The following is a 22976-nucleotide window of genomic DNA, read 5'->3' as shown; positions in this document are numbered from 1 at the left end:
CTGATGAAGTCTTCTGTCTGTATGTGCTCTAGGTTTCATCAGAAACCGAAAGCCGTACAAACAGTGAAGCTGACACTCTATAATCGGCGCTACCGCTCACGCTACTTGAGCGCAAAACAATAAAACCTAAGAGCGCGATATACAGACATTCAATCCGTCGAAAACGAACCAAACCGCCCACATATCTCTTCAGTTATCCATCAATGTCAAAGAACAAAACACCCAGAGCCAAAAATCAGACCGTTGCGCCAATAACATCAGCGCGCCCGCCTAAATCATTCCCTAAGATGCCCACCGTCTCTCCGATGCGTCCGACCGTCTCTCCAGCCCGTCCCACCGTCTCTCCAGTGTGTCACAAGCGCCTCAGCAGCGCCGGTGAAGGGGGTTCTAAGCATTACAAACATACACCGCAAGCAGAAAATCACGCCCTGAGCAACTTTTTTGCACTTTCTTATTTTACTCAATAAATTCAGATAATTAAGGTGATAAATTCGACCGATGCACCCAGGAAAGCCCATTATCACGCCTAAGGTATCCACACTGCTATCCGTACGAGCTATGCCCGATATCAACATATTGTTGAGCTCCCCACGTCTACTACAAGACTCGTATGAGTCGCCGGGTATGAAACACACCCGCACCGAGTCGGAATTTGCCTGCACGCGGTCTGAAACGGGGATGCACCGGCAAATACTTTGCACCCTCTCTTGCGAAACGCTCTGGATTGCGTTCAGGTCACCTGACTAGTTACCTACTGGCACGCAGCGAGATGACACGAACACACGCCGCCATCTTCCCACGCATATGCACCGTCGGCTTTGACGGTCTGCTGGTCTCTTTCGCCGAAACCATGGCCGAGCCATCGAACCGGGCAGCATTGGCGTTTCGAGCTGCGGTGGATTCTGAACGGTGGGAAGGTGTCATTGAAACCTCTGCGACGCTGGCGTCGACTTATATCCGATTTGAACCATCCCAGTTTGCCCACGCAAACCTTCGCGACCGGGTCGAGCAGCTGTTGCGGCGGCGGGATTGGTACAAAGCGCCCCTCCCCCAGGGGCGCAGGTTATGGAGTGTCCCCACGGTTTATGGCGGCGCGCTTGCCCCTCAATTAGATGAAGCAGCGGCTGCGGCCAAGCTGTCCCCCGATGAAGCCGTTCATCGATTGAGCGCCACAACCGTCCGCGTCCTGACGATCGGATTTGCTCCCGGTCAGCCATATCTTGGCCCGCTCGGCCCCGAGTTCAACATACCGCGCCTCAAGAAGTTGACCCCGATGGTGCCCGAGGGCGCTTTGGTATTGGCGATTTCGCAATTTGTCCTTTTCTCGGGACCCACACCAACCGGGTGGCGACATATTGGCCAAACCGCTTTTCGCTGTTTTCGTCCTGAAGCACAGAACAGCTTTGCCCTGAAACCCGGCGACGAAATGCAGTTCGTGTCAGTCACGCGTGAGGAACTAGAGGCGATACGCGCTAATGACGTTGATGGATCAGGCGGCGCGACCTGTCAGGAGATCGCGGTTTGAGCCTGTCTGTCCTGCGCATAGGGCCTGCTTGTACAATACAGGACCAAGGCCGCCACGGATATCTGGATCAAGGGCTTTCCCGATCTGGCGCAGCAGATTTACTGGCCCTGCACGAAGGCGCCGCATTGTTGAGACAAAGTCCTAAACTTGCCGCGCTTGAAATGGCCGGAATGGGCGGTGAGTTTGAGGCCACTCATCCCATACAGATTGCACTGACGGGCGCACCGATGCAGGCCAGTATTGATGGCGCTGCCATTTCGTGGAATGCCACCTACCACCTTGAGACCGGACAGCGGGTGATAGTCGGGGCCGCCACACGGGGAACCTATGGATATTTGCACCTGGGCGGCGGTATTGAGGTGCAGGAGTTTCTGGGATCCCGCTCAACTCACCTTACTGCCAAAATCGGGCGCGCCCTACAGGCCGGAGACAGCTTATCCGCCGGGGCAGCGTCACAGCAGGCAGGACAGAAGTTGCGGGCTGAAGATCGGTTCTCGGGCGGTTCGCTGCGGGTTGTGGCCAGCTTTCAGACCGAACTGTTCGACCGGCAAACGCTGGACCGCTTTTTGCGCACGACATTCACTCGCGGGCCCCGCGCAAATCGCATGGGGATGCAGTTGGAAAGCGACGGAGAGGGCTTCGCCGTGAAAGGGCAGCTGAACATATTGTCCGAGGTCATCACCCCCGGCGACATTCAGATGACCGGCACTGGCAATCCCTTTATTCTGCTGCCCGAGTGTCAGACAACCGGCGGGTATCCCAGAATTGCGACCGTCCTTCCCTGTGACCTGCCGCGGGCTGCGCAAACCCCGGCGGGCGTACAGCTTCAGTTCAGGCTGGTCGAAATGGACGAGGCCATTTCCCTGCAGGCGGCTTTTCAAAAAGAACTGGCCAACCTGCCATCCAAGGTCGAACCGCTGATCCGTGATCCTCATGACATTGCTGACCTGCTATCTTATCAACTGGTCAGCGGAATGATCTCTGCCACAGACTAAGGAGTTTGCCGATGCCCAGCGTAGATCTTAATGCCGATATGGGGGAAAGCTTTGGCCCCTGGAGCATGGGCGATGACAAAAGCCTGTTGCGGATTATCACTTCGGCCAACATTGCCTGTGGCGTTCACGCGGGCGATCCGGACGTCATGGCGCAAACGATGACCCTGGCTGCGGAAAACGGTGTCGGCATTGGCGCGCATCCCGGCTTTCCTGACCTACAGGGGTTTGGCCGCCGCAATATGAAAATACCCCATGATAGCCTGCGAAATCTTGTTCGGTATCAGTTGGGATCGGCGATCGGTATGGCAAACGCCGTTGGAACGCAGGTCCGGCATCTGAAGCTGCACGGTGCATTGTCCAACATGTGTTCGGTCGATATCGACATGGCGCGGGCCTGTTATCAGGGCGCGCTGGACGTGAACCCAGATATCATCATCATGGTGCTGGCCGTCACCAAGCAGGAAGAAGCCGTTCGGGAATTGGGCTGCAAGTGGGTCGGCGAAATCTTTGCCGACCGCGCCTATAACGACGATGGCACTCTGGTCGACCGAAGCTTGCCCGGCGCCGTCATCCACGACCCTGAAATTGCAGGGCCTCGAATTCTGGAAATGGTCAGCGAAGGGGCCATCATTACCGAAACCGGCAAAAGGCTTAATACCGCGATCGACACGATCTGCCTGCACGGGGATGGACCAACCGCCGTTCAGATTGCGCATTCGGTCCGCGAAAACCTGATCGCGGGCGGTGTCGAGGTGACAAAGTTCCTGCGGTAATCCCGCGGGTGCAATGCGTCCGCCCGTACTCAGACTGTTGCCGAGGCTGAATTCCCTCCCTAGCATGTCAGCAAGCATATGTTCTGAATACCACAATCCCGGCAACGAACCGCACCTGGTTTGCCTAGTCTGGGCAAGGAGTAACTTTATGTCTTTTGATTTAGCGTCTTACGAACCACGCGGCGACAAGAAGAATTCGGACTTCTTCAACGAGTATTTGCCAAAAATTTACGAACGCCGTGCCAGCTCTGGTGTCGCCCAGCAGGTTGGGCCCATGCGCGCTGTCGTGCTTCAGGTCGAAACTGACGTTCTTTTCGACACTCTGGTCGAGCTATATGTGATGTCGCCATACCGTCACACGGCCAGCTATCTTGGACGGACGCATAAATACTCGGTCCTGCATTCACACCTGAACTACCCGGCGCTCATCGTGATGGCTCCGCTTAGCCCGACATTCGAAGACTTCATCCCGCGCATCAACCGCATGTACCCGTTGGCACGAAACACGCCGCAAACGCGCTATGTTGGCGAAGTGTTTGGCGCCACTGACCTGAACACGCTGACCAAAACGCTGGAGGATCAGAATATCCGGTTCGAATATTCCGGCGACACCGAGAACCCGTTTTACACGCTAAAGGGCCTTCGGTTCACCACCCCTTCTGATTTCACCTGCAACCGGGTCGGTTATTCAACGCTGGATTTCAACGATACCGACAGTTTGGGTCTGGGCGACAGGGTATTGCTCAGCAGCGCAGAACAAGCGCGACTGGATGAGGCTGCTGCCTTTGGTGCCGATAGCAATATCTCTTCACTGATGTTGGGCATCGACCATCTGGCGACACGCGTTCTGGCTGGTGAGCGCGAGGATGCGATCCTCGAATTTCTGACGATGGTGCCCTACTATTTCTGGGGGGCGTACAACATTTTCGACATGAATTCGTCGACCAATGTGAACCGCAATGCCGGTGTGGATGATGACAAGAAATCCCCGGCTAAGGTATTTACAGCCAATAATACGCCTTCGTTTGTAAACTCTTTTGCCAAACGGCCCATGCCAACCGAGGATTTCGTCCGCAATTTCGGACGTCGGCTGCATCACATGGCGATCGAGATTCTGGACGGCGATCACGGTGCGGGCGAAAAGAATGTGGATTTCGTTGTGAACACTCTGAAAGACCAGGGGGTGCCATTCCTGGCCCATGTGGTTGGAGAGTGCAAAGACGATCCGAACCTCAAGCAGATTTTCTCAAAACATTCGAAGAACACTCTGCTGATCACCGAGTATATAGAGCGCTGTCATAAGTATGATGGGTTCTTTACCAAAGATAACGTCGCGGCCCTGACTGCGGCCGCCGGTCAGGATGAGCAATATCAGCACGGCCACGTATTCGACTGACCTGACCCCTGCCACCTACTACGGCACGCTCGCTCAGAAAAAAAGGGCCACGGAATTCCGTGGCCAGACCCATCCAGGAGAGTATATGTCGGGTCTTATGACGGCCCGATCATGAAACAGGTGACATTGCGGGCCTGAAGTCTGCGGCAGGCCAGATCGGCTTGCTCTCGGGTCATGCCCTGGAACGTCGCGTCGAACCCGCGTGAGTTTTGATTGACCTTGCGCAGCGTGCCTTCCAATGTAGTCATTTCCGACAGGGCCGTTTTCAGTAGAACCTTTTCAGCCTCGTACCGGGTCGTATAGCGCCCCACATTCACGCCCCACAAATGACCGCCAGAGGTCGACAAGCGTGTGACGATTTCCTGCTCTGGCTCGGGCTGTTCTGCCGAGGCCAGCACCAGATCATCCGTGCGGACCGTCGGGCGCGTCGTTCCTTCGGTCGGCGTCTCTACACCGGCCGAGGCGATGGCTGCGGCGATACCGTCCTGAATCCGCGCGTCGTTCTTGGCTGCGGTTGCGGCGACATTGTTCGCCACTAGAACGGTACTCCCCCGCTGGGGTCGAAGAACCGGTCGCAGGCTTCTGGTGGGCGCGCCGCTTACGCTGGCGACTTTCGCATTCAAACCTGCATTACCGGCATAGGCCGGCCGGGCTGGTTTGCGGATCGGCGCGCGCGACGGGGCGCGGCGGAAACCCATGTCCAACAGCTCGGCTACTTTGGCATTGCGCGATGCGCCGGAATTGCCACCAAAGACAGTCGCGATAATCCGTTCGTCCTTGCGCTTGGCCGAGGCAACCAGATTGAACCCAGCTGCACGGGTATAGCCCGTCTTGATCCCATCCGCACCGCGATAGGCCGCTAGCAGGCGACGGTTCGTATTGGGAACGGTTTTGATCCCCGCATTCGTGGATTGGCGCGAAAACAGGTTGTAATATTGCGGGTAATCATACAGCAGATGCCGCCCCAGCGTGGTCATGTCCCGTGCGGTCGACAGATGTCCGGCCTCGGTCAGACCATGTGCGTTCTTAAAGGTTGTACGGCTCATTCCCATCGCCTTGGCGGTACGTGTCATGCGGCGCGCAAAGGCGGCCTCGGACCCGCTGAGGGCAACACCAATGGCAGTGGCAGCGTCATTGGCCGACTTCACCGCCGCCGCACGGATCAAATAGCGGAAAGCAATTTTCTGCCCCGAACGCAAACCCAGCTTTGAAGGCGGTTCAGAGGAAGCCTTTTTGGTGATGGTCACCTGCGTATCGAGAGTGATTTCGCCGTTCCGAACCGCTTCAAATGCGATGTACAGTGTCATCATTTTGGTTAACGAGGCCGGATGGAGGCGTGTATCGGCGTTTCGGGAATGCAGCACTTCGCCCGTTCGCGCGTCGATCACCATCGCCGCATATGGGGCAGCAATGCCCTGCGCCGGAGCGAAGGAAAACAACAACAGGAATGCTGCAAGGAATACGCCCATAGGGGCCGGAACTGTCCGCCGTACCTGCACGATTTTTGCCTCTGTCTACCTCAGGCCGCCGGGTTTTCCCGGTCAGCTACTATTTATTTTATTACCCATCAGCGTAGCACAGCACCCCCGCGAAAGAAACCGAAAGCTCATATCTTTAACGCTTTCAGCGTATGTCAATGACCCACTAGATGTGGCGGTGCAAACGGTGGCGCACCGCTAAACCTGCCATTTCGTCAAGACTGTGTCGTCGGCCGACCCCTATTTTCGGAAACTGCGACCAAATGGCAACATCAACTCAAAGAGCGAACAAGCGCCGTCAATCCACCAAGATCGGGCAATTCGTGGTATCTGGAACTGACGGCCGGCACATCGGCCTGCTCGATCTCCCAGACCAGCCCATGCGGCACGTATACGCCCCAGTATCCGGCTTGAATCGGAGCAACCACATCGGACCGCATCGAATTTCCGACCATCATAGCCGCAGCGGGCCCCTCGCCATGCTGCGCGAAGATCTGGCGATAGATTTCCGGTGTTTTTTCAGACACGATCTCTACCCCGTCGAACAGATCGCCCAAACCGGACTGCGCAAGTTTGCGTTCCTGGTCTATCAGATCGCCCTTGGTGATAAGGATTACGCGGTGGGTGTCGGCAGCGCTTTCGATGGCCTGCCGGGCATAGGGCAACAGCTCGATCGGATGGGCCAACATCTCTTGCCCCGCTTCGATCAGTTGGCGAATGACCGCTGCAGGAACACGGTCTTCGGTCACTTCGATCGCCGTTTCGATCATGGAGAGGGTGAAGCCTTTGATTCCATACCCATAATGCCGGATATTGCGTTTTTCGGCAGCCAGCAATCGGTCCATCAGGTGATCCGATTCGGCATGATCTGATAGCAGGTCGACAAAATGTGCCTGCGTCAGCTGAAAGAACCGTTCGTTGTGCCACAGCGTGTCATCGGCATCGAACCCGATTGTGGTTAGTTTTTCGCCCATTTGGATAACGTCCTGCTGGCTCTTTTATCTGACGCATTGGACGTTATATAAGCGCACAGATAAACCGAAGCCTGAATCGGACGTTTGCGCCTAATGTTTGAGAACCAATGGATGATGTCTGACAAACCGGACGACGATGCAGATTCGTCGATCCTGGTACAGACGCGCCCCAAGACCAAACGCCCGCCGCTCTACAAAGTGCTGCTTTTGAATGACGACTACACCCCGATGGAGTTTGTCGTTCACGTATTGGAACGTTTTTTCGGCATGACCCACGCAGAGGCGTTCGAGATCATGCTAACCGTCCACAAGAAGGGCGTCGCCGTTGTTGGTGTCTTCAGTCATGAGATTGCCGAAACCAAGGTCGGGCAAGTCATGGATTTTGCTCGCCGCCATCAACACCCCCTGCAGTGCACTATGGAACGCGAAGAGTAAGGCGACGCCTGACCTCTTTTCGGAATTGCCAATGTCCCTTCGCCTAGATCTTGCCTTGCAAAGCGGCCTTGAAATCGCGCAACCCCTGTCGTTGATTGGGCCAACGCCCGAGGAAGACCTCGCTGGGCTGGCTTCAGATACGCAGGTAGTCCAGCCATTCAAGCCGTTTCACGACCATTTTGCGGATCACGGATTCAGGGCCACGCCCGAGGCCGATGACCTGTGCCAGGATGCCATCGTTTTCCTGCCGCGTGCCAAGGCTTTGGCCCGCAGCCTCGTGTATCAGGCTTGCCAGCGTTCGGCCGGATTGGTTGTGGTCGACGGCGCCAAGACAAATGGCGTCGACAGCCTGTTGAAGGATATTCGCAAACGCGTAACCGTGCAGGGGCCCATCGCAAAAGCACATGGCAAGATCTTTTGGTTCCAGTCCGACGTAAACGCGTTCGAGGACTGGGCCGCACCCGCCACCCAATCCGCCGACGGATTTCAGACAGCGCCCGGAGTATTTTCTGCAGACGGGGTCGACCCGGCCTCAGTAATGCTGCTTGCCGCCCTGCCTGAAAAACTGGGCGGTCGGGTCGCCGATCTGGGGGCTGGCTGGGGATACCTATCCACAGGGCTAATGGGTGCAAAGGGGCTGCAGGAATTGCATCTGGTCGAGGCCGATCACATCGCCCTGCAATGTGCTCGTGCAAATGTAAAAGACGACCGTGCACAGTTCCACTGGGCTGACGCGGTCACCTGGCGCGCGCCTGAGCCGCTGGATACGGTCATTATGAACCCGCCGTTTCACACATCGCGCAGTGCTGATCCCACGTTGGGTCAGGGATTCATCAAATCTGCTGCGCGCAGTCTGACACGGGGCGGTTCCCTTTGGATGGTCGCCAATCGACACCTACCCTATGAAATTACGCTGAACGAGGCCTTCGCGCAGATGAAGGAAGTGACCGGGGACAATCGTTTCAAGGTCTTCCACGCCTCTCGCCCTCGGCGGTGATACCCGCTAACCTGCACCGCACATCAGGAGAACACGCATGTCCTTTTCCATAGCCGGCAAGACCGCGATCGTCACAGGTGGTGCAAATGGTGTCGGATTGGCCATCGGACGTCACTTCGCGGATGCCGGGGCCAATGTCATGTTCGCCGACATGGATGAAAAACGACTGGCCAATGAACTGGGCGAGCAGGCAGATGACAGCAACATCCGTTTCTTCGCCGGGGATCTGCGTGAAAAGCTGACGATTGCGAACCTGCTTTCGGCCACGATTGACGCTTTCGAACAGGTCGACATCCTGATAAATGGCTCGCGCCAGGTTATCCCGTCTGATCCATTGGACATGGAAGACGACTCGGTCCGCACCTTGTTGAACCAGAACCTGATGCCTGCCTTGCGACTGAGCCAACTTGTTGCCAAACGGATGATCAAGCAATCCGGTGATGATGAAAACGAAAACCCTGCGGGATCCATCATCAATTTATCTTCGATTGCTGCCCGTCGCACTCATCCCGATCTGATGGCCTATTCGGTGTCTACAGCAGCGCTTGATCAGTTGACCCGATCCCTAGCCGTTGCCCTTGCCCCAAACCGCATCCGCGTGAACTCGATCGCGCTGGGGTCGGTGATGAGCGCTTCGCTGCAATCCACGCTCAAGGAAAATCGCACATTTCGGGATGATATCGAAAAGCACACCCCCCTTTCCCGGATTGCCGCGCCAAACGAACTGGCCGAAACCGCACAGTACCTTGCCTCGGACGCCGCAGGTTTCATCACTGGACAAATCCTAACCATTGACGGTGGACGCACTTTGCTGGACCCCGTCGCAGCCCCGGCCCATTAAACAGATGTTCGATACTGAAAAAGCCACCGCCGCAGCCTGGTTTCGCGACTTGCGCAATGAAATCGTAAGCGTTTTTGAGCAGCTTGAGGATTCCCACGACACCGGACCTTTTTCCGATGCTCAACCCGGTCGCTTCGAAGTCAAAGAGACCAAACGGCATTCCGATGACGGGGCGGACGCCGGTGGCGGTTTGATGTCCGTGATGCGCGGCGGCCGCGTGTTCGAGAAAGTCGGCGTCAATGTCTCGACAGTATTCGGCCAGCTCGGGGAACGGGCGCAACAGGCAATGGCTACCCGAAAAGGCATTCCCGGAATGACCGAGGACCCGCGGTTCTGGGCCTCGGGTATCAGCCTGGTTGCCCATATGCAGAACCCGCACGCTCCCGCTGTTCACATGAATACGCGCATGTTCTGGACACCTCACGCCTGGTGGTTCGGCGGCGGATCAGACCTGAACCCCTGTATCGAATATGACGAAGACACTGCCCATTTCCACGCAACCCAGAAGGCCCATCTGGATCCCCACGGACCGGGCCATTATCCGCGTTTGAAAGAGTGGGCCGACGAGTATTTCTTTATCCCGCACCGCAAGCGCGCCCGCGGTGTCGGCGGTATCTTTCTGGATGACTATTGCACCGGGGACTGGTCATCGGACTTTGCCCTGACACAGGATATCGGGCGGGCCTTCTTGCCAGCCTTTCTGCCTTTGGTTGAAAAGCGCAGGCAACAGAGCTTTGACGCCGCCGATAAGGATACCCAACTGATTCATCGCGGGCTCTATGCCGAATACAACCTTGTCTATGACCGCGGAACCAAATTCGGGCTAGAGACCGGGCACGACCCGGACGCAGTGCTTATGAGCCTGCCGCCCTTGGCCAAATGGGTCTAACGCCTGACCTGCCTCTGCGGTGCTTTTTACTTCCGAGGTTTCAGAACCCGAAATCCATGAAATTGTCAGAGCAATAGCGCTGCGCCGATGCCGCTGACATGTTCTCGCCAACGCGTTTGACAGTAACCGAATAGCCCGGCGTCGTATCAACCCCTTCGGGCGCAGTCAGCGAGAATTGCACCGTCCGTGTCTGTTTGTCATAGGCCCGGGTTATGTAAATACGCTGGTTCGATTTGGTTCTAAGCGTGCGTATCGCAAAATCCCCGATCCCGCACCAATAGGCCACTGGCGCAGAACTGCCGCTGGTTGAGACCTCGTAAACGCCATTGTCACGTGGTGTCACTGTCGTTTGGAATGCGGGGTTTATACCGACCCCGAACCCAACAGCCTGGGCCATGGCAGGCACCATCATCAGCGTTAGAATACATGTTGATACAAAGTATTTCATGGTGCTCGACCCCGGACAAAATGGTTTCCTTGGGAAATCATAGAACAGATGCGCTTTCCGTAAAGCGCCGTTTCAATTCTCAAAGTGCAGCCGCCCACCGACATCCTGCGGCGCAAGCGCCACGGTTTTTATCACCGCAAAGCAAGGTTTGCCCGCAGCAAGCCCAAGGGCTTCTACCGAACGTCGGGTGATCCGAGCCAGAATAGTCCCTGCAGGTGTAATGACAGAGACGATCGCACCGGGGCCTTCCCCGGCTCGGATCGTATCAACCCTGCCCTCCAGTACATTCAGCGCTGACAGGCCCTCGGGCCGCTTACTGGCAAGGATCACCTCTTGTGCGGGGATGCGAATACGCAGGCTTTCGCCGACCTTATGGGGAATACGCGGCAGAAATAGGCGCGCCTCTTCGGCTGCCAACTCGGTCAACCCGTCTGCATGGTGAGCTGATACCTGCACCTGAAGCACCGCACCAACGGCTCTGACACCGAGCGGGGCCACAGAAGGATCAGCCATCACTTCGGAAGCCGGGCCTTGCCGAACCACCTTGCCGTCCTGCAGGGCAACGACAGAAGTTGCCAGCCGCGCAACTTCGGCTGCCGAGTGGGTCACATAAAGGATCGGCACCGAAATATCATCCCGAAGCCGTTCGAAATAGGGCAGTATCTCGGCCTTCCGTGCATCATCCAATGCGGCCAGAGGCTCATCCGCGAGGATCAGACGCGGGCTGGCCAATAAGGCGCGGCCTATGGCGACACGCTGCTTCTCGCCACCTGACAAGCTCAGTGGACGACGGTCCAGAAGATGCCCGATCCCCAACATCTCAATTACCTTATCGGGGTCTTCGCGCGGCACGCTTTTGGGCGCAAACCAGCGCCCATAGGACAGGTTCTGGCGCACTGTCAGATGCGGGAACAGCCGTCCTTCCTGAAAAATATACCCCAAGCGGCGTTTATGCGGAGGCAGCCAAAGGCGCTTTTCCGTATCGAACAACGTCCATCCGTCCACGGATACGCGACCAGCTTTGGGCTCCAGCAATCCCGCAACAGCGTTAACGATTGTCGTCTTACCGGCGCCGGACCTTCCATACAGAACCGTCACCCCGGCAGGCGCATCAAATTTGGCATCCAACTGAATACCTGGCAGATCATGTTGCAGATTGACGGAAAGGCTCATGTCCCCGACACCCTTGCCGCGGCGCGACGACCGACAAACTCTGACAAAAGCAGCGCCCCCATCGCGATGATGACCGATATCACCACTAGCCGCATCGCCGCCGCCTCACCACCCGGAACCTGCAGAAACGCATAAACGGCCGATGGCAACGTCTGTGTCTGTCCAGGTATGTTCGAAACAAAGGTGATCGTCGCGCCGAACTCACCCATGGCTTTTGCAAAGGCAAGGATGGTCCCGGCGATCACCCCCGGTAGAATCATCGGCAAGGTTACGGTGACAAAAACCCACAGACGCGAGGCACCCAGCGTGGCTCCGGCCTGTTCGAGCTTAGGGTCGACGGCTTCGATCGAAAGGCGAATAGCACGGACCATCAGCGGAAACGCCATGATCCCAGCGGCCAGCGCCGCGCCGGTCCAGCGAAACGCAAAGACAATTCCAAGCCCCGCCAGAGGTCCACCAATCGGGCCCTGAATACCAAAGGTCAATAGCAGCAGATATCCCGTAACAACCGGCGGCAGGATCAATGGCAAATGCACCAACCCATTCAACACTTGTCGTCCGGGAAAGCGCCAGCGCGCCAGTGCATAGGCAACGAATATACCAAAGGGCAAAGTAACCAGCGTTGCCCAGAAAGAGACACGCAGCGACAATTTCAGCGCCTCAAGTTCTTCCGGTCCCAACCAACCCATCGGCTAGTCGCCCGGCAGGGCAAATCCCTGCTCTGCAAAGACAGCCATCGCTGCGTCCGTCTGTAGGTAGCTTAGGAATGCATATGCCTCGGCTGAGGCTTGCGTTGTTACAGCGGCCGGGTAGACAATTTCCGGGTGAAGATTTGCAGGGAAAGAGGCCACCACCCGCACCCGATCCTCGGCCTGGGCATCCGATCGGTAGACAACACCCAAGGGGGCAGCCCCCGCGGCAACCAATGCCAGAGCCGCGCGTACATTGTCGGTCTGCGCCACCTGCTGCTGAACACTATCCCAAAGACCTAGGTTTTGCAGCGCCGCTTTGCCGTAAATTCCCGCAGGCACGGCATCGACCAGGGCCATCGCAAGATGCCCACCTGACAAAGCGGCTGAGATGTCCGTCTGCGGGGAAAACCCCTCAATTTCAACGGCCGTCGGCCCACCGATCAGGACAAGCCCATTTCCCAAAAGGTTAACCCGCGATCCAGCATCAATCAGCCGATTCTCCTGAAGGACATCCATCCAGTCACTGTTGGCTGAAATATACACATCCGCCGGGGCGCCCTGTTGAATTTGACGTGCCAGTATAGAAGACGCCGCATACGATATGACAACCTCCTGACCGCTTTGCCGTTCAAAACCCGGTACAAGTGAATCCAGAGCATTTTTCAGACTGGCAGCAGCAAAAACCAAAACATCGTCGGCCTCTGCACGCTGCGGAGTCGATATCAAACTACCCAAAACAATAGCAGCAGCCAGAAAACGGCTTGCGGATGACAGGGTCATATTGTTCCCGTCTCGTAGGTTAAGGTTCCATCAGGGGATATCTGAGGCGGCGGGGGGCGCGCAAGCATCGATAGGACGCATCGTGAATAAGAACCTTTGAAACGGGCAATCCATAGCCGCTACAACACCCAAGATATTTTGAAGGTGCCTGGTCCGAAACGACCGGTTCAGATTTCGTGATCCCTCAAAAAGTCTGATAAATCAGAGCCCGGTTGGCGGTTAAATCACCCCAGATCCCCGCCTTGTCTAAATTCAGTGAAAGAAATTGTGCCGGACCCTCTTGCGCCCGCGCGCCGGCTTGGCTAAATGCAGCCTCACGGGTGATTAGCTCAGTTGGTAGAGCGCTTCGTTTACACCGAAGATGTCGGGAGTTCGAGTCTCTCATCACCCACCATTCTTTCCCTACAATGTATCAAGGTCTTACGCGGCTAGCACCTTTTGCTGTGCTGCGCATGAAACTGTGTCCGCTGCGCCTCCGCTGCACTTAAACGGAGATGATGTCTCCAACACAGGAGATAAGCCACATGGGTTTCGCACGTATTCAGAAGAGGTCAACCTTGAGCCTGGGACTTATGGCATCGAAGTCCGATATGTCGAGAACCACGGCCATGCGGGGCTGAAGCTGGAATGGGACGGTCCGGATACCGATGGCCGTGAGGTGATGCAGGCCGATCCCGGTTTGTCGGTTCCCAAGGACGACGCGATCCAAGTTGGCATCCAAGTGTCGCATGCGTCTGATCAGGCGAATGTTACACTGGAGGGGTTACCGGCAAATACCCTGATAATCAGTGGTGAGCATTCGGTGATCACCAATGGTGATCCGGTGGATTTGTCGGGTTGTAACCTGAACCACCTGGAGCTTTCCCCGCCAGTAGGTTTCGAGGGCGTAATTCATGGTCAGATCGTTGTGTCAGACATAGACAGCGCCGGCACTCTCATCACTTCGGAAAACCCATTTGCCCTGACCGTCGGTGACGACCCTGTCAGCCCAGGGAATTCTTTGGACGAAGAACTGGCTTACGAAGCGCTGTACTCGAGTACTCCTGGAACCCTGCCTTGGGATGCTATCCATTCGACCGACAATGCCCCAGAGGTGGATGTTCTGGACGAGCCGATCTCAACCCTCGGAGATGCAAATATTACTTGTATTGAAACAGATACTTATGAGAGATTTGATTGGTAGTGAATGCAATGCTCAGTGGAGCCGACCTGCATTCTGTTCTGGGATGCGATCTTTGCCACAGGCTTCTTGCCGAGACGCTAGAATCTTGATTTTGCAGACGGTCCAACACCTATATTTTCTTTGGTTGTGCCCAAGGCACAGTCTGGCCAGAATTTCAGCAAATTTATGACAGAAATCGCACCTAGCTGCGGCGTTCGAAACGAATCTGCTCTAGGTGAGATCAAATGAAAAAGTTGGCCATTCTTCTTATATTTATGCCCTTCACGGCGCTTGCAGAAGAGCGGGTGTTTGAATGTCAGTCGCCAGACGAACAGCATCCCGAAATGGCTGCGAAACTGATCAAATATGAAGATCAAAACAAAGGTCGTATCAAGATCGGTGACATCGACAAAGAGGTCGATGTTTTCCCGGGGCTCGATACCTTGACCTACCTGTATATCGGCGAGGATCACACGCTGAGTTATAACGTCCACCCCCAGAAAGGCACGTTCGATTTCTCTGCCTCTGGTAGTAGAACCGGTTGGGGCAAAGGAACTTGCACGGAAATCACAGGGCAATAACCCGCATCTCCTCCTAACAATGCACCGGCCTGTTCCATGGGCGTGTGCTTGCGGCAAACAGTGGCTGCACCCGCAGTAGCGCCACATATCTATCGGCGGACCAACCAGCACTGTGCCTTTTTCAAATATACGCATCGCGCCGTTTCCGTCCCGAAACGGCGCGATGACATTTCAGTTAATGCGCGCCACTGCGCTTGGCGTTGACGACCGTCTGCTCCAGAGGGTTATAGCCTTCTGGAACAGGCACAAGATTTACCCTTTTTGCATAGTCCTCAAAATAGGCCTGCATCGCTGCGACACGCTCGGGCATCTGGTCCGCCAGATTGTGTAATTCCGACGGATCAGCTTCGATATCAAACAGTTCCCATTCGCCTGTGCCTTTAGGGGCCAGATTCTGCATCAGTTTATATTTGCCCTGGAATACTGCTGAGGACCCTGCAAGCTCATATCCGACCGGGTTGTTATCGTCGCGCACGGTTTCCGTCTCACCCTTCAGGACCGGCATCATACTGATACCGTCTGGCGTATAAATTTCGCGACCGTCATAGACCGGTCCGGGAACGTCTACGCCGGCAACGTCAAGAAGTGTTGGAACGATATCGCGAACAAAGGCAAATTTATCGACTTGCGATCCGGGCTCGACAACACCCGGGAATTTCACGATCAAAGGGACACGCAAACCACCCTCGGTCGAGAATGTCTTAAAGTAGCTGCCCGGAACCGCTGCGGCTGCCGCCCAGCCAGGGCCGTAATCAGCATAGACACCCTGCTGCCCCATATCCGAATAATCGCCATCAAAATCCTCGATATAGACCTTGTCGTAATGGGCTTTGTACCAATCACGATAGGCTTCAGACAGCGGCAACTGGTTCGGATCCGGGCCGTTATCCGCAAGGAAAATGACGATGGTGTTGTCCGCAATACCTTTTTCATCCAGATAGCTCAGAATCCTGCCGATATTGACATCCATATTGTCCAGCATTCCGGCATAGGTCTGCATCCGTCGCGCGTTGAATGCTTTTTCTTCGTCGTTAAGCTTTTCCCAATCCGGCATCTGCCACGGTTCATAAGAGGTTTTCGCAAACTCCGGGTCCAATTCCACATCCGGAGAGATCAGCCCAAGTTCCTTCTGCTTTTTCAGACGCGAAACCCGCAGGGCCTCGAACCCTTCGTCATAAACGCCGTCATATTTGTCGATGAATTCTTTTGGCGCCTGATGAGGATAATGGACGGCCTGATACCCGACCCAGGCCAAAAATGGTTTACCGTCATCCAGGTTGCTGTCGATGTAATCGATCATCGTTTGGGTATAAAAATCGGACGAGAAGTAGTCGTCCGTTGGCAGGCTGACAAGCTTGTCGTCCTCGTAATAGTGCACCCGCGTATAGAATGGGGCATAGGGCTGCTCGACCCAGTTATCCGCACCGCTTTCGCCCAGCATAAAGGATTTCTCAAATCCGCGGTCATAAGCGATCGTGCCAGGCTCATGACCTAGGTGCCATTTGCCGGTCATATAGGTGTGGTATCCTGCGTCGCGCAACAGACGCGGCAACGCAACAACTTTGTCGTTCAAATGACCTTCATAGCCAGGCTTGCCGAATTGGTTATCGGCCTGAATCTCTAACATATTGCCGAGGCCTGCGAGATGGTTGTCGACACCGCTGATCAGCATAGTCCGAGTGGGCGAGCAAGACGCTCCAACGTGGAAATTGGTGAACAGCATACCGTCATCTGCCAGTTGGTCGATCGAGGGCGTTTCGATTTCACTGCCAAATGCGCCAACATCGGAAAACCCCATGTCATCTGCGATTAGAATAAGAACGTTTGGGCGTGTATCCTCAGAATCGGCAAGTGCTGCAGTCGTTGATAACGCCGAAGCGCCAAGCACAGCTAATATATTCCTTAAAGGAACCATTGAATCCTCCGTTATGTGGGAAGTCCGGGGCGTCGTGCCACGGTCGACAATAATGTCGCAGGAAACGACAATTCCGACTACAGAAAGAGACGACCATTCCATCAATTGGTATGAGCGTTCTGAATATTGGAACGAGGGTGCAAATGATTGATTCCAAAGCCATAGATGCGGTGCGCTCATTGGCCAGACACGGCAACTTTCGTGTGGCAGCGGATGCAATCGGAACCTCTCCTGCAAGTTTCTCACGCTATATCGGCCAGGCAGAAACTTATGCCGGTCAGGCGCTATTTGAACGGACAGGCCGCGGCGCAACCATCAGACCGGCGGGGAAACGCTTTCTGCAACTTCTGGACGCGCTGCACGATGCGACCAGCCAGTTTGAAGCAGGAGTCAAACGGTTGCGTTCGGTCGGCCCGGAGGTGCTGAATATCGGCTGCGGACCCCTGACGACCCGGACGATCATCACGCCGCTTCTGGCAGAGCTGCTTGATAACTGGCCAGATCTTCGTGTCCGCGTTGATGTGCGGGCCACCATGGAACCCCTCGAAGCATTGCGGATAGGGCGCCTGGACGTGGCGGTTTGCGATCTGACGCACACGCCCAACCTAAGCGATCTGGACATTCAGGTCGTTCGAAAGGAACCCGTTTTCTTCTGCGCTCGCCCCGACCATCCCATTCATCAGGCAACTCCGGTCTCAATCGCTGAGGTGTTTCGGCATCCGTTTATAACCGCGCATATGCATCGCCACTGGCGCTCTGCCATTGCCGCCACTCTGGGGAATGACGAGAAAGCCTGGCATATTGTTGACCGATTGCCCCAGATCGAAAGTGACGATTTCTCTTTAGTTGCCGATATGGCCTGCAGAGCAGACCTGATTGCCGGAGGAATGAAGGAAGATTTTGATCAGCACCTGAAATTGGGGATGTTGAAAGAGATACGAACCACGCAACCTCTGACCTGGAACATATGCGCTGCCCGTCGCAAGGGCGTTAAATTTGCCGCGCTTGATATGTTCTGGAATCGATTGTGCCACCGGTACGGGGCGGAATAAGCCCGCCGCATGACCGGAATGCCCGGCGGTTAGTCTACATCGCGGACAACGCGAAATCCGACATGATTGCTGCCCAACGACATCTCAACCGGCTGCCGCGCTGCAGGTCGGTAACGCAGACAGAAATTCGGCGCGCAAAGCCATGAGCCCCCTTTGACCAACCGCATTGCACCCATCGATGCGCTACCGAACTGGGCGGCAAAGGCCTTTTCCGGGCCGGTAGGATCAATTTGGTCGCCAGGAATGTGCCCCGGCACCCACCAGTCGGCCACGTGCTCCCAGACATTGCCCGCCATGTCATACAGGCCGTAGCCATTGGCCACATATGAAGCTACGGGTGCGGTTCCGACATGGCCATCGTCAGCCAGGTTTTCGCTTGGGAACTGTCCTTGCCAGGTGTTTGCCTTCCACCCATTGCTGGGATCATAGCTGTCACCCCAGGTGTAGTCGGCGCCTTCGATCCCGCCGCGAGCTGCAAATTCCCATTCGGCCTCGGTCGGCAGACGACCTCCGATCCACTCTGCAAATTCTGCGGCATCCTCGGGTGACACATGCACCACCGGATGGTCGCCCAGTTCCGCAATCGAACTGCCCGGTCCTGCCGGGTGTTGCCAGCTTGCACCTTTGACATAGCGCCACCATGCGTTGGGATTATTCAGCGACACCGCTTCCTTAGGCTGGGCGAAGACCATCGACCCAGGCTCAAGCAAATCTGCAGGCAGACCCGGGAAATCCTCCGCCGACAAGCCACGCTCTGCCGTTGTCTGATACCCGGTTTCTTCGACAAATTTCGCAAATTGGTCGTTGGTAATTTCTGTCCGCGTAATGTCAAAGGACCTGACATTCACTGGATGGACCGGAGTCTCTTCCGCTTGAAAGTTTTGCGAACCCATCAGGAATTCTCCACCATCCAGCCGGACAAACTCAGGACCTGGTTTGGAACCGATACTGGTATACCAAACGGCAAAGCATACAATCGCAACCACGGGAACCGAGCCATAGGCTAGCAATCTTTTTGAAAGGGGCATGTAGAATTAACCTGTTGGATCTATCAGGGGTGAATGTAGTGATTTGGTACGGTTTTCAATCCCCTACTGTGAATGGGCAGCATTTCCACCCTTCGACCTAAGCTTCAACGAAAGGAGCGCGCCTGCCTGCTGTGAGGCAAATTCACCTACACTTGTAAATTCATGTCAAATTGGGACCGCTGTTCAATTCAAACGATCCACAGCCGCCAAAGCACCCGACAGAGCGACCTTGATCTCTAAGGGCATGCCTCTGCCCTGTTTATATTGATTGGCCGCGATCCAACCTGCCTTGTGCCCCCGCGCACCGATCGCCTTCATCCGTGCATCAGCCGCAGAATCCGGCATTTTTTCAATCAGGTTTCTCGAATACTCGATCTCATCGCGGGACAAAATCATACCAACCGCACTGTATACATCCATGCCTACTTGCATCGTCAAATGATCCAGCCGATGCGTTGCCCCAGACAACATCCGCGTGCAATAGGCCGCCAGAAAATACCAGCGAAAGATCGCAAGTATGCGCTTCTGGGTATCAGTGACTGTATCCACCTCAAATAATGCCGTGGCGGATAACTTTTCAAATGCTGCACTGGCCGCCTGAGAGGCCTGAATAATCTGAACCTCGCGCACGTCTACGGGTATGACTGGCGGGACTGGTGTCACGACCGGCTGGTAAGTTTCGAAATTCATGCATGGCCTCCGGCTTTGGTTGCTGAAGGGAACATGGGGGTTCGAAAATGCATCCCGATGTGAATCTCTGCCATAGTTTGTAAGTATACCCGGTATTTTGGCTAAACTTAAAAGTCATTTTTCATATGTAACGCAAACTCAAGGACAAACTTGGCTAATTGAGTTATTAATTGTGTGGGATTTGGGCCGCATTTTTTGCTGAAATCTGGGCCTTTATGTCGCCCTAAACTCCCTTACATCTGACACGATCTTGCAGAATTTGTGCCCTTTTTACCAAATACAAACAGTCAATCCTGCTGATCAGTTTACGAGTTTGAATTTAACGAGGGGGTACAAGCGGGACTAGGGGGTGAGCGCCTGCCGGGCCGGGCTCGCCCTAGGGCAGAGCAGCTCCCCCCGCCGCCTTCCGTCAGTCGATTTTGCTTTTTTGCGAATGCGGTGTGACACCAAAACTGGATCGATAAACCCGCGAGAAATGACCGGGATTTTCAAAGCCACAAGCCAAGGCGACCTCGGTGACGGATGCTTCGGTCTGAAGCAAAAGCTTTTGCGCGCGTTCCAGGCGCAATTCCATAAAGTATTTTTTGGGCGAAGTGTTGAGATACTTACCAAATAACCGCTCTAACTGGCGCGTGGATATGCCAAGATCATCCGCGATCTTTGACGGAGAAACCGGTGCTTCAAGGCATTCGCGCATGGTATGGATAGCCCGAGCCAGATGTGCGTTACGCATCCCGTTGCGCGATTGCAATGATACCCTTTGTTTGGCCGTTGCGTTGCGGGCAGCATTATACACCATCTGGTCTGCAACCGCGATCGCCAGCTCCTCGCCGTGGTCGCGTCCGATCAGATGCAGCATAAGATCGGCAGTTGCCGTCCCACCCGATGCCGTGATGTGTTTCGCGTCTGCCACGAAGACACTGCGCACAAGGTTCACCTCTGGGAACGCTTCCATAAACGCATCGTGATATTCCCAGTGGATCGCAGCCTGAGAGCCATCCAGAAATCCAGCCTCTGCTAGAAGCCAAGCACCAGAACACAATGCCCCGATCGGCGTGCCCCGCGCACGTTCGCGTCGCAACGTCGCCAGAAGGTCGCGTGAGACATGGTTGCGCATGTGGATGCCCGACAAGACAAACAGCTGATCAGTCTTTGGAATATCGCCCAACCCGCCATGCACAAGTGTCACCACCTTATTGGAACATACTGCACGCTCTGCGTCCTCCGATATCAGCGTCCAATCATATAGCGTTTTCTCACTGACCAGATTGGCGATCCGCAGTGGTTCGACGGCACAGGAAAAGGCGAGATGCGAGAACTCCTCGATCAGAACAATGGTGATGTGCCGCATCTGAGGCATAGGGTTTTCCACTTTGTTCGGCCGGATTGGCTGAGTCTTTGTCGTTGGATTATGCTGCACGAAATTTCCATGTATACAATATGTATTTTATTCGGATACAAAAAGGAGGCAATCGAACCCAATCGATTCTTGCTGGCTGGGCTGGAGGATCCGGATGAAGGACGTCGCAAAAACCCGCAAAACGCAGCTGGCCGAGCACTTGAAGGTCTCGATCCTGACTTTGCGCCTGCAACCTGGCACCGATCTGGACGAAGTGCATCTGTCCGATGCGTTTGGCCTGTCGAGAACGCCTTTACGCGAAGTGTTCCGACAACTCGCCGGAGAAGGATATCTGGACCTGCGAACAAACCGCAGCGCGCGCGTGTCCGAAATGTCGTATACCACCTTGCGCGATTTCTTTCTGGCCGCTCCGATGATCTATGGTGCAATCCTGCGACTGGCAGCGGCGAATGCAAAGCCTGTGCAGATTGAAGCCCTGAAAACCGCACAGCAGGCATTCAAGGCCGCGCTGCGGGATGGGGCAGCCGAAGAGCGCGCCCTGGCCAATAACCGCTTTCACGAAGTGACCGGCGAAATGTCGGGCAATGTCTATCTATTGCCCTCTTTCAACCGTTTGCTGATAGACCATGCCCGTATCGGCATGACCTTCTACCGGCCACAGTCGGGCAGGATGGTCGAAAACCTGTCCGAGGCAAGCCAGCAACACGACGCCATCATCGACGCCATAGAGACACGCGATGAAACGGCTGCTGCGCAGCTGGCCGAAGATCACTGGAACCTGTCACGCGATCAGATCGAACTGTTCGTGATGCCCGATGCGCTGGATGTCCCAATGGGCCTCCCACCGCTTTCGAAACCTGCATGAGGACGGAATGAATCCAATTTTCCGATTTGAGGGGGTCTATACCCCGGTGGTCACGCCCTATCAGGCCGATGACAGCGTCAACTGGGACGCGCTGGCGCAGGTGATCGAGCTTCTGATCAAGAATGGCGTGCATGGTCTGATCTCGGGCGGGTCGACCGGTGAGAATTATGCGCAGACCGTGGAGGAACGGCTGGAATTGGCGCGGTTCACCCATGTGCGTCTGAAAGGCCGTTTGCCTCTGGTTGTTGGCACGGGCGCGATGTTGACGTCGGACTCGGTTGCGCTGGCGTCGGGTGCAAAGGAAATCGGGGCAGATGCGATCCTGTTGGCCAGCCCGCCCTATTCGGTGCCCACCGACCGCGAAAATGCGCTGAATGCGCTGGCCATCGACAAGGCCGCCGACCTGCCGGTAATGCTGTACAATTATCCTCACCGCACAGGCACGATGATGGGCGAGGAATTCCTGGACCGCGTCGGACGCAGCAGGAATTTCTGCGGCATCAAGGAAAGTTCGGGCGATATCAACCGGGTTCATCTTCTGGCGCGGGACTATCCGCATATCCAACTGGGATGCGGTATGGACGATCAGGCGCTGGAGTTCTTTGCCTGGGGCGCGCCGTTCTGGGTCTGTGGCGGCTCGAACTTTCTGCCTGCCGAGCATGTGGCGCTATACCAGGCCTGTGTAATCGAGGGCGATTATGCCAAGGGCCGCCGGATCATGTCGGCGCTGATGCCCTTGATGCGGGTATTGGAACAGGGTGGAAAATTCATCCAGACCATCAAGCATGGTGTCACAATGAATGGGATTGACGCGGGCACCGTTCGACCGCCGCTGAAATCTTTGAACAAAGATGACAAACGCGCGCTAGAGCAAGTGACGCGCGTGCTGAAACAGAAAATCGCTGACATCATGGCAGAGGGGTAAGG

The 22976-nt window shown here is 55.5% G+C and carries 23 protein-coding genes and 1 tRNA gene; 14 read left to right on the top strand and 10 right to left on the bottom strand.

What is annotated here, in order from left to right; all coding sequences use genetic code 11:
- Nucleotides 1-769: 769 nt before the first annotated feature.
- The 4 genes from AC2FHW_RS07290 (at nt 770) to AC2FHW_RS07275 (ending at nt 4689) form a co-directional block, all read left to right on the top strand.
- Nucleotides 770-1525, top strand: a complete 756-nt coding sequence (locus tag AC2FHW_RS07290) for a 5-oxoprolinase subunit B family protein (RefSeq protein WP_496821705.1) — start codon at nt 770-772, stop codon at nt 1523-1525.
- On the top strand, nt 1522-2520 hold the full coding sequence (locus AC2FHW_RS07285; RefSeq protein WP_271948106.1) for a 5-oxoprolinase subunit C family protein: 999 nt from the start codon (nt 1522-1524) through the stop codon (nt 2518-2520). The genes AC2FHW_RS07290 and AC2FHW_RS07285 overlap by 4 nt, the downstream gene beginning before the upstream one ends.
- An 11-nt stretch (nt 2521-2531) precedes the next feature.
- A complete protein-coding gene (locus tag AC2FHW_RS07280; RefSeq protein WP_271948108.1) occupies nt 2532-3293 on the top strand; it encodes a LamB/YcsF family protein in 762 nt (253 codons plus the stop codon).
- Nucleotides 3294-3441: 148 nt separating this feature from the next.
- Nucleotides 3442-4689, top strand: a complete 1248-nt coding sequence (locus tag AC2FHW_RS07275; RefSeq protein ID WP_271948110.1) for a hypothetical protein — start codon at nt 3442-3444, stop codon at nt 4687-4689.
- 95 nt (nt 4690-4784) lie between these two features.
- Here AC2FHW_RS07275 and AC2FHW_RS07270 read toward each other — a convergent pair whose 3' ends face one another.
- Both AC2FHW_RS07270 and AC2FHW_RS07265 read right to left on the bottom strand, forming a co-directional pair.
- Nucleotides 4785-6158, bottom strand: a complete 1374-nt coding sequence (locus AC2FHW_RS07270; protein ID WP_496676246.1) for a D-alanyl-D-alanine carboxypeptidase family protein — start codon at nt 6156-6158, stop codon at nt 4785-4787.
- A gap of 281 nt (nt 6159-6439) precedes the next feature.
- Nucleotides 6440-7141 (bottom strand): HAD family hydrolase, encoded by a 702-nt coding sequence (locus AC2FHW_RS07265; protein WP_496821704.1) that lies wholly within the window; start codon nt 7139-7141, stop codon nt 6440-6442.
- A gap of 93 nt (nt 7142-7234) precedes the next feature.
- Here AC2FHW_RS07265 and clpS point away from each other — a divergent pair, with 93 nt between their 5' ends.
- From clpS to hemF, 4 genes are read left to right on the top strand one after another with little or no spacing between them, the layout of a single operon-like run.
- The gene (clpS, locus tag AC2FHW_RS07260) at nt 7235-7576 is read left to right on the top strand and encodes an ATP-dependent Clp protease adapter ClpS (RefSeq protein WP_142635917.1); all 342 of its coding nucleotides are present in this window, start codon (nt 7235-7237) and stop codon (nt 7574-7576) included.
- Between the two features lie 31 nt (nt 7577-7607).
- Entirely contained in the window at nt 7608-8573 is a 966-nt protein-coding gene (locus tag AC2FHW_RS07255) for a class I SAM-dependent methyltransferase (protein ID WP_496676253.1), read from the top strand.
- Between the two features lie 37 nt (nt 8574-8610).
- Nucleotides 8611-9414: an SDR family NAD(P)-dependent oxidoreductase gene (locus AC2FHW_RS07250; protein WP_142635913.1), complete on the top strand. Its 804-nt coding sequence runs from the start codon at nt 8611-8613 to the stop codon at nt 9412-9414.
- A gap of 4 nt (nt 9415-9418) precedes the next feature.
- On the top strand, nt 9419-10303 hold the full coding sequence (hemF, locus tag AC2FHW_RS07245) for an oxygen-dependent coproporphyrinogen oxidase (protein ID WP_142635911.1): 885 nt from the start codon (nt 9419-9421) through the stop codon (nt 10301-10303).
- Between the two features lie 40 nt (nt 10304-10343).
- Here the strand turns inward: hemF and AC2FHW_RS07240 are convergent, their stop codons facing one another.
- From AC2FHW_RS07240 to modA, 4 genes are all read right to left on the bottom strand, one after another.
- Nucleotides 10344-10715: a hypothetical protein gene (locus AC2FHW_RS07240; RefSeq protein ID WP_496821701.1), complete on the bottom strand. Its 372-nt coding sequence runs from the start codon at nt 10713-10715 to the stop codon at nt 10344-10346.
- 108 nt (nt 10716-10823) lie between these two features.
- A complete protein-coding gene (gene modC, locus AC2FHW_RS07235; RefSeq protein WP_496821700.1) occupies nt 10824-11924 on the bottom strand; it encodes a molybdenum ABC transporter ATP-binding protein in 1101 nt (366 codons plus the stop codon).
- On the bottom strand, nt 11921-12613 hold the full coding sequence (modB, locus tag AC2FHW_RS07230) for a molybdate ABC transporter permease subunit (protein WP_271948121.1): 693 nt from the start codon (nt 12611-12613) through the stop codon (nt 11921-11923). The genes modC and modB overlap by 4 nt, the downstream gene beginning before the upstream one ends.
- A 3-nt stretch (nt 12614-12616) precedes the next feature.
- The gene (gene modA, locus AC2FHW_RS07225) at nt 12617-13396 is read right to left on the bottom strand and encodes a molybdate ABC transporter substrate-binding protein (RefSeq protein WP_271948123.1); all 780 of its coding nucleotides are present in this window, start codon (nt 13394-13396) and stop codon (nt 12617-12619) included.
- A gap of 318 nt (nt 13397-13714) precedes the next feature.
- On the opposite strand from modA, the gene AC2FHW_RS07220 reads away from it, so the two are divergent.
- The 3 genes from AC2FHW_RS07220 (at nt 13715) to AC2FHW_RS07210 (ending at nt 15139) form a co-directional block, all read left to right on the top strand.
- A tRNA-Val gene (locus AC2FHW_RS07220) sits at nt 13715-13790 on the top strand.
- Nucleotides 13791-13856: 66 nt separating this feature from the next.
- Complete coding sequence (locus AC2FHW_RS07215; protein ID WP_496821698.1) at nt 13857-14579, top strand: hypothetical protein; 723 nt, start codon at nt 13857-13859, stop codon at nt 14577-14579.
- Nucleotides 14580-14803: 224 nt separating this feature from the next.
- Entirely contained in the window at nt 14804-15139 is a 336-nt protein-coding gene (locus AC2FHW_RS07210; protein ID WP_142635900.1) for a hypothetical protein, read from the top strand.
- A 175-nt stretch (nt 15140-15314) separates the two neighbouring features.
- On the opposite strand, the gene AC2FHW_RS07205 is transcribed toward AC2FHW_RS07210, so the two are convergent.
- On the bottom strand, nt 15315-17054 hold the full coding sequence (locus tag AC2FHW_RS07205; protein ID WP_496691663.1) for an arylsulfatase: 1740 nt from the start codon (nt 17052-17054) through the stop codon (nt 15315-15317).
- 143 nt (nt 17055-17197) lie between these two features.
- On the opposite strand from AC2FHW_RS07205, the gene AC2FHW_RS07200 reads away from it, so the two are divergent.
- Entirely contained in the window at nt 17198-18106 is a 909-nt protein-coding gene (locus AC2FHW_RS07200) for a LysR family transcriptional regulator (protein WP_496676265.1), read from the top strand.
- 29 nt (nt 18107-18135) lie between these two features.
- Here AC2FHW_RS07200 and AC2FHW_RS07195 read toward each other — a convergent pair whose 3' ends face one another.
- From AC2FHW_RS07195 to AC2FHW_RS07185, 3 genes are all read right to left on the bottom strand, one after another.
- Nucleotides 18136-19134, bottom strand: a complete 999-nt coding sequence (locus AC2FHW_RS07195) for a formylglycine-generating enzyme family protein (RefSeq protein ID WP_271948131.1) — start codon at nt 19132-19134, stop codon at nt 18136-18138.
- A gap of 183 nt (nt 19135-19317) precedes the next feature.
- Entirely contained in the window at nt 19318-19824 is a 507-nt protein-coding gene (locus tag AC2FHW_RS07190) for a hypothetical protein (protein WP_271948132.1), read from the bottom strand.
- Nucleotides 19825-20233: 409 nt separating this feature from the next.
- The gene (locus tag AC2FHW_RS07185; protein WP_142635891.1) at nt 20234-21184 is read right to left on the bottom strand and encodes a GlxA family transcriptional regulator; all 951 of its coding nucleotides are present in this window, start codon (nt 21182-21184) and stop codon (nt 20234-20236) included.
- A gap of 154 nt (nt 21185-21338) precedes the next feature.
- On the opposite strand from AC2FHW_RS07185, the gene AC2FHW_RS07180 reads away from it, so the two are divergent.
- Together AC2FHW_RS07180 and AC2FHW_RS07175 are read left to right on the top strand one after the other, a co-directional pair.
- Nucleotides 21339-22049 carry a GntR family transcriptional regulator gene (locus AC2FHW_RS07180; protein ID WP_142635889.1) on the top strand — a complete coding sequence of 237 codons (711 nt, stop codon included), beginning with the start codon at nt 21339-21341 and terminating at the stop codon, nt 22047-22049.
- A 7-nt stretch (nt 22050-22056) separates the two neighbouring features.
- Nucleotides 22057-22974, top strand: coding sequence for a dihydrodipicolinate synthase family protein (locus AC2FHW_RS07175; protein ID WP_281972422.1), 918 nt, complete (start codon nt 22057-22059; stop codon nt 22972-22974).
- The last annotated feature ends 2 nt before the right edge of the window (nt 22975-22976 follow it).

The organism is Ruegeria sp. YTSA108 (genome assembly GCF_059610185.1).
The sequence above is the reverse complement of the archived record's forward strand: the minus strand, read 5'-3'. Positions and strand labels throughout refer to the sequence as shown.

Coding starts and splice junctions, on each gene's coding strand:
- AC2FHW_RS07255 (WP_496676253.1), top strand. CDS start 7,608: ATGTCCCTTCGCCTAGATCTTGCCTTGCAAAGCGGCCTTGAAATCGCG.
- modA (WP_271948123.1), bottom strand. CDS start 13,396: ATGACCCTGTCATCCGCAAGCCGTTTTCTGGCTGCTGCTATTGTTTTG.
- AC2FHW_RS07185 (WP_142635891.1), bottom strand. CDS start 21,184: ATGCCTCAGATGCGGCACATCACCATTGTTCTGATCGAGGAGTTCTCG.
- AC2FHW_RS07180 (WP_142635889.1), top strand. CDS start 21,339: ATGAAGGACGTCGCAAAAACCCGCAAAACGCAGCTGGCCGAGCACTTG.
- AC2FHW_RS07175 (WP_281972422.1), top strand. CDS start 22,057: ATGAATCCAATTTTCCGATTTGAGGGGGTCTATACCCCGGTGGTCACG.
- hemF (WP_142635911.1), top strand. CDS start 9,419: ATGTTCGATACTGAAAAAGCCACCGCCGCAGCCTGGTTTCGCGACTTG.
- modC (WP_496821700.1), bottom strand. CDS start 11,924: ATGAGCCTTTCCGTCAATCTGCAACATGATCTGCCAGGTATTCAGTTG.
- AC2FHW_RS07190 (WP_271948132.1), bottom strand. CDS start 19,824: ATGAATTTCGAAACTTACCAGCCGGTCGTGACACCAGTCCCGCCAGTC.
- AC2FHW_RS07240 (WP_496821701.1), bottom strand. CDS start 10,715: ATGATGGTGCCTGCCATGGCCCAGGCTGTTGGGTTCGGGGTCGGTATA.
- AC2FHW_RS07275 (WP_271948110.1), top strand. CDS start 3,442: ATGTCTTTTGATTTAGCGTCTTACGAACCACGCGGCGACAAGAAGAAT.
- AC2FHW_RS07265 (WP_496821704.1), bottom strand. CDS start 7,141: ATGGGCGAAAAACTAACCACAATCGGGTTCGATGCCGATGACACGCTG.
- AC2FHW_RS07205 (WP_496691663.1), bottom strand. CDS start 17,054: ATGGTTCCTTTAAGGAATATATTAGCTGTGCTTGGCGCTTCGGCGTTA.
- modB (WP_271948121.1), bottom strand. CDS start 12,613: ATGGGTTGGTTGGGACCGGAAGAACTTGAGGCGCTGAAATTGTCGCTG.
- clpS (WP_142635917.1), top strand. CDS start 7,235: ATGTTTGAGAACCAATGGATGATGTCTGACAAACCGGACGACGATGCA.
- AC2FHW_RS07200 (WP_496676265.1), top strand. CDS start 17,198: ATGATTGATTCCAAAGCCATAGATGCGGTGCGCTCATTGGCCAGACAC.
- AC2FHW_RS07290 (WP_496821705.1), top strand. CDS start 770: ATGACACGAACACACGCCGCCATCTTCCCACGCATATGCACCGTCGGC.
- AC2FHW_RS07210 (WP_142635900.1), top strand. CDS start 14,804: ATGAAAAAGTTGGCCATTCTTCTTATATTTATGCCCTTCACGGCGCTT.
- AC2FHW_RS07280 (WP_271948108.1), top strand. CDS start 2,532: ATGCCCAGCGTAGATCTTAATGCCGATATGGGGGAAAGCTTTGGCCCC.
- AC2FHW_RS07195 (WP_271948131.1), bottom strand. CDS start 19,134: ATGCCCCTTTCAAAAAGATTGCTAGCCTATGGCTCGGTTCCCGTGGTT.
- AC2FHW_RS07270 (WP_496676246.1), bottom strand. CDS start 6,158: ATGGGCGTATTCCTTGCAGCATTCCTGTTGTTGTTTTCCTTCGCTCCG.
- AC2FHW_RS07250 (WP_142635913.1), top strand. CDS start 8,611: ATGTCCTTTTCCATAGCCGGCAAGACCGCGATCGTCACAGGTGGTGCA.